Genomic DNA, 10470 nt, shown 5'->3' with positions numbered 1-10470 from the left:
CCCACCACGTCCTACACTGCAACCAGCACTCTGACCGTCCACGAAGCTCTTCCGATCTGCCGGCGAAACCGCGCCGCTGCCGCCCCGAGCCCGCCGGCCGGGCCGCCGCGCGAGAGAGGTCGATAATATCCGGATCGCGCCGGCCATCTTCGGTAAACTTGCGGCACCGGCCGCGCGACCTGCGCCGCTCCCCGATCTCCACGCACCGTTTTCTGCCGCCCGTCATGACCCAGGACAGCCGCTTTCCGAACCTATTTATCCTCGATCACCCGCTGATCCAGCACAAACTCACCCACATGCGCGACAAGGACACGTCCACGCGCACGTTCCGCGAGCTGCTGCGCGAGATCACGATGCTGATGGGCTACGAAATCACGCGCAATCTGCCGATCACCACCAAACGGGTCGCCACCCCGCTGGTCGAGATCGACGCGCCCGTGATCGCCGGCAAGAAGCTGGCCATCGTGCCGGTGCTGCGCGCCGGCATCGGCATGTCGGACGGCCTGCTCGACCTGGTGCCGTCGGCGCGGGTCGGCCATATCGGCGTGTTCCGCGCCGACGATCACCGCCCGGTCGAATACCTGGTGCGGCTGCCCGATCTGGAAGACCGCAACTTCATCCTGTGCGACCCGATGATCGCCACCGGCTATTCGGCGGTGCACGCCGTCGACGTGCTCAAGCGCCGCAACGTGCCGGGCGAGCGGATCGCGTTCCTGGCGCTGGTGGCCGCGCCCGAAGGCATCCAGGTGTTCCAGGACGCCCACCCGGACGTCAAGGTCTACGTCGCCTCGCTCGATTCGCACCTGAACGACCACGCCTACATCATCCCGGGCCTCGGCGACGCCGGCGACCGCCTGTTCGGCACCAAGAACTGAACCGCCGCCGGCCGGATCGCGCGCGTGCCGGGCCCGCCCGGCGCGCGCAGCCGCCCCCGCACCCCTTGCCGGCCGGCACGCCGCACGCCCTCGCTTCGATCCCTCCCCGATTCTCCGCGCCATCGCGCCTGGCCCTTTGCACGCAGACGCACCGGTTCGGGTTGCGCCGCATGGTAAAATCGCGTGCTTCGCGTCCGGCGCCCGTCAGGGGCCGTCCGGGCCTGCCGCCGGCATCGCGCGCGCAGGCGCAATCGCGAATTCATCGACATCTCGCGGCTTCGCCATTCGGCGCACCGCAACACATCGCTTAAGACACGCCCGCCGCATCGCGCGGGCGACGGAGAACGGGTATGGCTGGTCATTCCAAATGGGCCAACATCAAGCATAAGAAGGCAGCGGCCGACGCCAAGCGTGGCAAGGTCTGGACGCGCCTGATCAAGGAAATCCAGGTGGCGGCACGCCTGGGCGGCGGCGACGCGAATTCGAACCCGCGTCTGCGTCTCGCGGTCGACAAGGCCGCCGATGCGAACATGCCGAAGGACAACGTCAAGCGCGCGATCGATCGCGGCGTGGGCGGCGCGGACGGCGCGAACTACGAGGAAATCCGCTACGAAGGCTACGGCATCGGCGGCGCGGCGATCATCGTCGACACCATGACCGACAACCGCGTGCGCACCGTCGCGGAAGTCCGTCACGCGTTCTCGAAGTACGGCGGCAACATGGGCACCGACGGTTCGGTCGCGTTCATGTTCGATCACGTCGGCCAGTTCCTGTTCGCCCCGGGCACCTCGGAAGACACGCTGATGGAAGCCGCGCTCGAAGCCGGCGCCGACGACGTGAACACCAACGAAGACGGCAGCATCGAAGTGCTGTGCGACTGGCAGGCCTTCTCCACCGTGAAGGACGCGCTGGAAGCGGCCGGCTTCAAGGCCGAACTCGCCGAAGTCACGATGAAGCCGCAGAACGAAATCGAATTCTCCGGCGACGACGCCGTGAAGATGCAGAAGCTGCTCGACGTGCTCGAAGATCTCGACGACGTGCAAGAGGTCTACACGAACGCGGTCATCGGCGACGAATGAACGCGAACCGGTCCGTCTTTCGGGTGAAAGGCGGCCACCGCCAGGTACCGCGGCCGGCCCGCTCGATGCGCGCCGGCCGCCCTATTTTCTAGTCTGCGGGGATTCCCATGAAACTACTCGTCGTCGGTTCCGGCGGCCGCGAACATGCGCTCGCCTGGAAGCTCGCCCAGTCGCCGCGCGTTCAGACCGTCTACGTTGCGCCCGGCAACGGTGGCACCGCGCAGGATGCGCGCCTGCAAAACATCGATCTGACCTCGCTCGACGATCTGGCCGATTTCGCCGAGAACGAGCAGGTCGCGTTCACGCTGGTCGGCCCGGAAGCGCCGCTCGCGGCCGGCATCGTCAACCACTTCCGTCAGCGCGGCCTCAAGGTGTTCGGCCCGACCCGCGAAGCGGCCCAGCTCGAAAGCTCGAAGGATTTCGCCAAGGCGTTCATGAAGCGCCACGGCATCCCCACGGCCGAGTACGAAACCTTCACCGACGCCGCCGCCGCGCATGCCTACCTCGACGCCAAGGGCGCGCCGATCGTGGTCAAGGCCGACGGCCTGGCCGCCGGCAAGGGCGTGGTCGTGGCGATGTCGCTGGAAGAAGCGCATGACGCCGTCGACATGATGCTGTCGGGCAACAAGCTCGGCGATGCCGGCGCGCGCGTCGTGATCGAGGAATTTCTCGACGGCGAGGAAGCCAGCTTCATCGTGATGGTGGACGGCAAGCATGCGCTGGCGCTGGCCTCGAGCCAGGATCACAAGCGCCTGCTCGACGGCGACCGCGGCCCCAACACGGGCGGCATGGGCGCCTACTCGCCGGCGCCGATCGTCACGCCGCAGATGCACGCGCGCGTGATGCGCGAAATCATCATGCCGACGGTGCGCGGCATGGAGAACGACGGCATCCGCTTCACGGGCTTCCTGTATGCGGGCCTGATGATCGACAAGGACGGCAACCCGCGCACGCTCGAGTTCAACTGCCGCATGGGCGACCCGGAAACGCAGCCGATCATGGCGCGCCTGAAGAGCGATTTCTCGAAGGTCGTCGAGCAGGCGATCGCGGGCACGCTCGACACGGTGGAGCTCGAATGGGACCGCCGCACCGCGCTCGGCGTGGTGCTGGCCGCGCACGGCTACCCGGATTCGCCGCGCAAGGGCGATCGCATCAACGACATCCCCGAGGAAAACGGCCATTCGGTCACGTTCCACGCCGGCACGACCCACGACGGCGACAAGCTCGTCACGTCGGGCGGCCGCGTGCTGTGCGTGGTCGGGCTGTCGGATTCGGTGCGCGGCGCGCAGCAGGCCGCCTACGACGCGATCAACCAGATCAACTTCGAAGGCATGCAGTACCGCCGCGACATCGGCCATCGCGCGCTGAACCGCAAGCTGGGCTGAACGTGCTTGCCGCCGCCCGGTGCGCGTGCGCCGGGCGGCGTTTTTCATGGTGCGCCGCCCCGGCGCCGGGGCATCCGGACCGGAAGGTCTACAATCCCGGCAACCGGCTCCCGAGCGAGCCGCGCCCTCTTTCCGACGTCATGACCACCGAATCGAATATCGACGCCAACCGCGTTCGCGCCTATCTCGAAGGCCTGCAGGCCCGCATCGCCGACGCGCTCGGCGCGTTCGACGGCGCGCCGCTCGCGACGCACGCCTGGCGGCGCGGCCCGGAAGAGCGCCTGCGCGGCGGCGGCTGCACGCGCATTCTCGAAGGCGGCCGGTTCTTCGAGCGCGCCGGCATCGGCTTTTCGGATGTGTCGGGCGACGCGTTGCCGCCGTCGGCCAGCGCGGCGCGCCCGCAACTGGCCGGCCGCGGTTTCGAGGCGCTCGGCGTGTCGCTCGTGCTGCATCCGCGCAACCCGCATTGCCCGACCGTGCACATGAACGTGCGCATGTTCGTGGCCACCAAGGCCGGCGAAGCGCCGATCTTCTGGTTCGGCGGCGGCATGGATCTCACGCCCGTGTACGGCTACGAGGACGACGCGCGCCATTTCCACGCGGCCTGCCGCGATGCGCTCGCGCCGTTCGGCGACACGTACTACCCGCGCTTCAAGACCTGGTGCGACGAGTATTTCTTCCTCAAGCACCGCAACGAAACGCGCGGCGTCGGCGGGATCTTCTTCGACGATCTCTCGGAGCCGGGCTTCGAGCGGTCGTTCGAGATGATGCAGGCGGTGGGCGACGCGTTCCTCGGCGCCTACCTGCCGATCTGCGAGCGCCGCGGCGACACGCCGTACGGCGAGCGCGAGCGCGAGTTCCAGGCTTACCGGCGCGGCCGCTACGTCGAGTTCAACCTGGTGTTCGACCGCGGCACGCTGTTCGGCCTGCAAAGCGGCGGCCGCACCGAGTCGATCCTGATGTCGATGCCGCCCGCCGCCCATTGGCGCTACGACTGGCAGCCCGAACCGGGCACGCCGGAAGCGCGTCTTTACAGCGATTTCCTGGTGCCGCGCGACTGGCTGTAAGCCGCGCGCCCATCGTGAACCCAAGGCCCTGACCGTAAGCAAAGGACGCGTTCTGGACACTCAAGCCCGACCGAACCCGCTGCCGCACCGGATCGCCATCCTGGGCGGCACGTTCGACCCGATCCACGACGGCCACCTCGCGCTCGCGCGGCGGTTCGCCGACGTGCTGGCGCTGACCGAGCTGGTGCTGATGCCGGCCGGCCAGCCCTATCAGAAGCGCGACGTGTCGGCGGCCGAGCATCGCCTCGCGATGACGCGCGCCGCCGCGCCGTCGCTGGCGCGGCCCGGCGTGACGATCACCGTCGCGCCCGACGAGATCGAGCACACCGGCGCCACCTACACGGCCGAAACGCTGGCGCGCTGGCGCGAGCGGGTGGGTCCGGAGGCGTCGCTGTCGTTCGTGATCGGCGCCGATCAACTGGTACGGCTCGACACCTGGCGCGACTGGAAATTGCTGTTCGAACTGGCGCACGTGTGCGTCGCCACGCGCCCGGGCTTCGACCTGAGCGCCGCGCCGCCCGTGGTGGCCGCCCAGATCGCGGCGCGCCGCGCCGACGCGGCCGCGTTGCAATCGAGCCCGGCCGGCCGCGTGCTGGTGGACACCACGCTCGCATTCGATATCGCCGCCACCGATATCCGCACGCACCTGCGCGAATGCATCGCGCGGCGCGCGCAAGTCCCCGACGCGGAGGCCGAGCATGTGCCGGCCGCCGTCTGGGCCTATATTCTTCAACATCGTCTCTACCATTCCTGACATGGATATTCGCAAACTGCAGCGCGTGATCGTCGACGCCCTCGAAGACGTCAAGGCGCAAGACATCAAGGTGTTCAACACCAGCCACCTCACCGAGCTGTTCGACCGCGTGATCATCGCGAGCGGCACCTCGAACCGCCAGACCAAGGCGCTCGCCAACAGCGTGCGCGAATCGGTCAAGGAAGCCGGCGGCGACATCGTCAGCTCGGAAGGCGAGGACACCGGCGAATGGGTGCTGGTCGACTGCGGCGACGCCGTGGTCCACATCCTCCAGCCGGCCCTGCGCCAGTACTACCGCCTCGAGGAAATCTGGGGCGACAAGCCGGTGCGCATGAAGCTGGCCGGCAGCGCCGGCCTCGCCAAGGCATCCGACGGCGAGGAAGACGAGGACGGCGAAGATGCACCGGCCGCCAAGCCGGCCCGCAAGGGCCATCTGCGCCGCAGCTGAGTTGCGCGCATCCCGTGAAGCGTTGGCACTGAGTTCGCGCCCATGAAGCTGCATATCGTCGCCGTCGGCCACAAGATGCCCGGCTGGGTGTCGGACGGGTTCGACGAATACGCCAAGCGCATGCCGCCCGAGCTGCGTATCGAGCTGCGCGAGATCAAGCCCGAGCTGCGTTCGGGCGGCCGCAGCGCCGAAAGCGTGATGGCGGCCGAGAAGATCCGGATCGAAGCGGCGCTGCCGAAGAGCGCGCGCATCGTCGCGCTCGACGAGCGCGGCCGCGACTGGACCTCGATGCAGCTCGCGCAGGCGCTGCCGGGCTGGCAGCAGGACGGGCGCGACGTCGCGTTCGTGATCGGCGGCGCGGACGGGCTCGATCCCGAGTTCAAGGCGCGCGCCGACATGCTGCTGCGGATCTCCAGCCTCACGCTGCCGCACGGCATGGTGCGCGTGCTGCTCGCCGAGCAGCTTTACCGCGCGTGGAGCATCACGCAGAATCACCCCTACCACCGCGCATGACGCGCCGCGTTCGCGACCGTCATGCGCCCACCACGAGAACCATGACGATGTCCGATCGCCGCCTCCTGCCCGACACGACCTACCCGTTCGTCTATCTCGCGTCGCAGAGCCCGCGCCGGCAGGAGTTGCTGCGCCAGCTCGGCGTCGGCTTCGAGCTGCTGCTGCCGCGCCCCGACGAGGACGCCGAGGCGCTCGAAGCCGAGCTGCCCGGCGAATCGGCGGCCGACTACGTGGTGCGCGTGTGCGCCGCGAAGGCCGATGCGGCGCGCGCCCGGCTCGTGACCAGCGCCCTGCCCACCGCGCCCGTGCTGGTGGCCGACACCACCGTGACGATCGACGGCGCCATCCTCGGCAAGCCCGCCACCGCCGACGACGCGCTGTCGATGCTCGCGCGCCTGGCCGGCCGCACCCACGAAGTGCTGACCGCGCTGGCCGTGGTGGACGCCGACGGCACGCCGCTGATGCCGGCGCTGTCGCGCTCCACCGTGCAGTTCGGGCCGGTCGGCGCCGAGGCGCTGGCGCGCTACGTGGCGAGCGGCGAGCCGTTCGGCAAGGCCGGCGCATATGCGATCCAGGGCCGCGCGGCCGAGTTCGTCGAGCGGATCGACGGATCGCATTCCGGTATCATGGGTCTGCCCCTATTTGAAACCGCCGCGCTGCTGCGCGCGGCGCGCGTCGTTTTCTGAGCCCCGCCATGAACGAAGAAATCCTGATCAATCTCACCCCGCAGGAAACGCGGGTCGCGCTCGTGCAGCAAGGCGCGGTGCAGGAGCTTCATGTCGAGCGCACGCTGTCGCGCGGCCGGGTCGGCAACATCTATCTCGGCAAGGTCGTGCGCGTGCTGCCCGGCATGCAATCGGCGTTCATCGACATCGGCCTGGAGCGCGCCGCGTTCCTGCACGTGGCCGACATCTGGCAGCCGCGCCCGCCCGGCGATCCGCACGGCAGCGTGCCGCATCCGCCGATCGAGAAGATCGTGTTCGAAGGCCAGACGCTGATGGTGCAGGTGATCAAGGATCCGATCGGCACCAAGGGCGCGCGGCTGTCCACTCAGGTCAGCATCGCCGGGCGCACGCTGGTCTATCTGCCGCAGGAGCCGCATATCGGCATCTCGCAGAAGATCGAGAGCGAGGCCGAGCGCGAGGCCGTGCGGGCGCGGCTGACGGCCGTGATCCCGGCCGAGGAGAAAGGCGGCTACATCGTGCGGACCATCGCCGAGGACGCCAGCGGCGAGGAACTCGGCGCCGATGTGACCTACCTGCGCAAGACCTGGGCGACCATCGTCGCGCAGGCGCAGCGGCTGCCGGCCACCAGCCTGCTCTACCAGGATCTCGACCTGGCGCAGCGCGTGCTGCGCGATTTCGCGAACGACGACACCTCGAAGATCCAGATCGATTCGCGCGAGACGTTCGCGCGGCTGTCCACGTTCGCGCGCGAATTCACGCCGGCCGTGAGCGCGCGGCTGCATCACTACACCGGCGAGCGGCCGCTGTTCGATCTGTACAACATCGAATCGGAGATCCAACGCGCGCTGTCGCGGCGCGTCGATCTGAAATCGGGCGGCTACCTGATGATCGACCAGACCGAAGCGATGACGACGATCGACGTCAACACGGGCGGCTACGTCGGCGCGCGCAACTTCGACGACACGATCTTCAAGACCAATCTCGAGGCCGCGCATACGATCGCGCGGCAATTGCGGCTGCGCAATCTGGGCGGGATCATCATCATCGACTTCATCGACATGGAAAACGCCGAGCATCGCGACGCCGTGCTCGGCGAGTTGAAGAAGGCGCTGTCGCGCGACCGCACGCGCGTGACGGTGAACGGCTTCTCGCAGCTCGGGCTCGTGGAAATGACGCGCAAGCGCACGCGCGAATCGCTGGCGCATGTGCTGTGCGAGCCGTGCCCGACCTGCCACGGCAAGGGGCAGGTCAAGACGCCGCGCACGGTGTGCTACGACGTGCTGCGCGAGATCCTGCGCGAATCGCGGCAGTTCAACCCGCGCGAATTCCGCGTGATCGCATCGCAAGAGGTGATCGATCTGTTCCTCGACGAGGAATCGCAGCATCTGGCGATGCTGATCGATTTCATCGGCAAGCCGGTGTCGCTGCAGGTCGAATCGAATTTGAGCCAGGAGCAGTACGACATCGTGCTGATGTGAGCCGGCAGCCTGACCGGCGTGCGGCGATCGGCACTATCGCCCGCGTCAGGTCAGGCTCGAATTCAAATGGCAGCCGCGGCGCGCGCGGTGGCCGTGCCGCCGTGATCGGTGTCGTGCCCGATTCGAATCGGATGCATCATTGCGGGCCTTCGGCGGGTTTGTACATGAAATAGTGCACGCCGTACCCGGCGGCGCGTTTTTCGGGCTTCCCTCTTTTCGACTCTCTGGCCAGATCGAGCCTGGCGACATCCCGCCACCCGTAACACGAGAATATCAACTCGGCCAACACCGAGAAGCCTCGCAATTTCCGATAGGCAAGATGGAACAATATCCAGGCGCACAAAAAGCGCGCAGGCCCCGGTGATCAAGAGATATTCGATCACATCCCGAACTTCTTCTTTTTTCACATCGTATAAAAAGAATACGAAAAAAATACAATACACGACGGCAAAAATGATCAGCATCATTTTCATGATGCTCAGATACTTCGCCACCCGGCCAGATGCCGCATGCGGGTAGACAGCCACCACGCCATCGCTCGGGCGCCGTATCGAAAATACGGTGAAAACATCGCCCTGCATTTTTTCAGCCGCCACCTCCACCTCGTCGCCATTCAGCATCGGCATTTTCCATAGCCACCCTTTCATCGGCTGACCGCCCAATTCGAATTCGACCCAATCCGCATCCTCTTCGGCGTTCGACGACATGTTCAGCAAGCCGATCGCCTGCGCCCCCATGCCAAGGCCCGCGGCGCCGACGGCCGTGGTTTCCATCATTCGATGCTGCATTTCACTCATCACGAAATCCCGGCTGCGCCGCCTGATCGTGAGATTGGCAATCGCACCTTTGACAATATCCATAGAGTTCCCAATTCGCCATTGCATCGCCTTCATCGTGGCCGTGCCGAATGCCGCTTCCTGCTCTTCATCTTACTTGCCGGGTATCCGGCAGCGACGGGATACCCGCCTCGATCAGCCGGTCGTTCCGACTCAAATCGGTTGCACGCATTCGTTACCCATCTTCTTGTACGGCCTCTAGCGGCCTGATTTTCTCTCTGAAGGATGGCATCCCTTACAAAACTTGGGATCGATTCCAACGACATCGTCAATTCGATGGAATTTTCCGGAAGCTCGACTCGTCCGCATCACGCCCCCCGTTTCCTCACCTAGAATGAAAGCCTCAACGCAGCGTTTCGCGGGCCCGGCGCGTGACACCCACGCATCGTCCGCGGCGACACGGAGGCCATCATGACGGCAACGCTCGAGGTCCCGCCCCGGATCGAATCGATCCCCTACGAAGGCTACGAAATCCACGTCACGGTTCAGCCCGCCACCGCGGTGGCGAACCGGCATACGTACATCGGCTATGTCTGCCATCCGGGCGCGAGCCCGGCGCTGCCCGGGCACACGGTGCCGTTTCACCCGAACGGAGAAGAAAGCTTCGCCACCGCCGACGAGGCAATTCAGGACGCGAAACGGGTCGGCGGCATGATCGTCGACGGCTCGCATCCGGATCTGTCGGTGCTGTCGCTCGTCACGCACGGCTACTGAGCCTCGCACCACGCCAAAGCCAAGCGGCCGGCGCTCGCGATCGAACGCCGGCCGCGCCGCTTCCGTGCCTGAAACGCGTCAACGCGCCGCCGCGCCGCACGCCACGCGTGCCGAATCGCCCCGCGCCGCATGGCGCTGCGACAGCCTCAACGCCGCGAACGCCGCCACCGTCAGCCCCGCCGACACGATCGCCAGCGCCCCGAGCCCGACGTGATCGGCCACCCGCCCGCCGATCCCCGCGCCCAGCGAAATGCCGAGAAAGATCCCCGACGAATTGAGCGCGATCGTCATCCCGCGATAGTCCGGTTCGAGCGCCACCACGCGCCGCAACTGCGACGGATAGAACAGATCCTGCATCAGCGCCCACACCACGAGCAGCGCCAGCAACGCGGCCTGGCGCAGGCTGTCGGCCCAGGCGGCCGCGCCGAGCAGCGCGATCGCGACGAACACCGGCGCCATGGTGCGCATCACGACCGTCAGCAGCCGATCGGCCGAATGCCGCAGCGACAGGCGCTGCGCGACGAGATTGCCGGCGATCCCGGTCACGCCGAACACCAGCAACGCCACGCCGCCCTGCGCGGCGCTCGCGCCGAAGCGGCCGGCGGCGAGCGGCAGGATCAGCGTGTAGGTGGCGA

General features: G+C 67.1%; 12 protein-coding genes. 10 read left to right on the top strand and 2 right to left on the bottom strand.

The window, feature by feature from the left end:
* Nucleotides 1–224 precede the first annotated feature (224 nt).
* From upp to rng, 9 genes are all read left to right on the top strand, one after another.
* Nucleotides 225–875 (top strand): uracil phosphoribosyltransferase, encoded by a 651-nt coding sequence (gene upp / locus G3N92_RS25715; protein WP_206130406.1) that lies wholly within the window; start codon nt 225–227, stop codon nt 873–875.
* 350 nt (nt 876–1225) lie between these two features.
* Nucleotides 1226–1954, top strand: a complete 729-nt coding sequence (locus G3N92_RS25710) for a YebC/PmpR family DNA-binding transcriptional regulator (protein ID WP_206130405.1) — start codon at nt 1226–1228, stop codon at nt 1952–1954.
* A 107-nt stretch (nt 1955–2061) separates the two neighbouring features.
* Nucleotides 2062–3339 (top strand): phosphoribosylamine--glycine ligase, encoded by a 1278-nt coding sequence (gene purD / locus G3N92_RS25705; RefSeq protein ID WP_206130404.1) that lies wholly within the window; start codon nt 2062–2064, stop codon nt 3337–3339.
* A gap of 140 nt (nt 3340–3479) precedes the next feature.
* The gene (gene hemF / locus G3N92_RS25700) at nt 3480–4406 is read left to right on the top strand and encodes an oxygen-dependent coproporphyrinogen oxidase (protein WP_206130403.1); all 927 of its coding nucleotides are present in this window, start codon (nt 3480–3482) and stop codon (nt 4404–4406) included.
* A 28-nt stretch (nt 4407–4434) separates the two neighbouring features.
* Complete coding sequence (locus G3N92_RS25695; RefSeq protein WP_206130407.1) at nt 4435–5160, top strand: nicotinate-nucleotide adenylyltransferase; 726 nt, start codon at nt 4435–4437, stop codon at nt 5158–5160.
* Between the two features lies 1 nt (nt 5161).
* Nucleotides 5162–5608: a ribosome silencing factor gene (gene rsfS / locus G3N92_RS25690; RefSeq protein WP_206130402.1), complete on the top strand. Its 447-nt coding sequence runs from the start codon at nt 5162–5164 to the stop codon at nt 5606–5608.
* Between the two features lie 42 nt (nt 5609–5650).
* Nucleotides 5651–6121 carry a 23S rRNA (pseudouridine(1915)-N(3))-methyltransferase RlmH gene (gene rlmH, locus G3N92_RS25685; protein ID WP_206130401.1) on the top strand — a complete coding sequence of 157 codons (471 nt, stop codon included), beginning with the start codon at nt 5651–5653 and terminating at the stop codon, nt 6119–6121.
* Between the two features lie 41 nt (nt 6122–6162).
* The gene (locus tag G3N92_RS25680) at nt 6163–6807 is read left to right on the top strand and encodes a Maf family protein (protein WP_206130400.1); all 645 of its coding nucleotides are present in this window, start codon (nt 6163–6165) and stop codon (nt 6805–6807) included.
* An 8-nt stretch (nt 6808–6815) separates the two neighbouring features.
* A complete protein-coding gene (gene rng / locus G3N92_RS25675; RefSeq protein WP_206130399.1) occupies nt 6816–8285 on the top strand; it encodes a ribonuclease G in 1470 nt (489 codons plus the stop codon).
* 62 nt (nt 8286–8347) lie between these two features.
* Here rng and G3N92_RS25670 read toward each other — a convergent pair whose 3' ends face one another.
* Nucleotides 8348–9178, bottom strand: a complete 831-nt coding sequence (locus G3N92_RS25670) for a putative type VI secretion system effector (protein WP_241015020.1) — start codon at nt 9176–9178, stop codon at nt 8348–8350.
* 354 nt (nt 9179–9532) lie between these two features.
* Here G3N92_RS25670 and G3N92_RS25665 point away from each other — a divergent pair, with 354 nt between their 5' ends.
* Nucleotides 9533–9835: a hypothetical protein gene (locus tag G3N92_RS25665; protein WP_206130398.1), complete on the top strand. Its 303-nt coding sequence runs from the start codon at nt 9533–9535 to the stop codon at nt 9833–9835.
* A gap of 78 nt (nt 9836–9913) precedes the next feature.
* On the opposite strand, the gene G3N92_RS25660 is transcribed toward G3N92_RS25665, so the two are convergent.
* Nucleotides 9914–10470 (bottom strand): MFS transporter (locus tag G3N92_RS25660; RefSeq protein WP_206130397.1); only part of this gene is annotated, 557 nt, incomplete at its 5' end.

The sequence above is a fragment of the Burkholderia sp. Ac-20379 genome, assembly GCF_017104645.1.
In the GTDB taxonomy this organism is placed as follows: domain Bacteria; phylum Pseudomonadota; class Gammaproteobacteria; order Burkholderiales; family Burkholderiaceae; genus Burkholderia.
The sequence above is the reverse complement of the archived record's forward strand: the minus strand, read 5'-3'. Positions and strand labels throughout refer to the sequence as shown.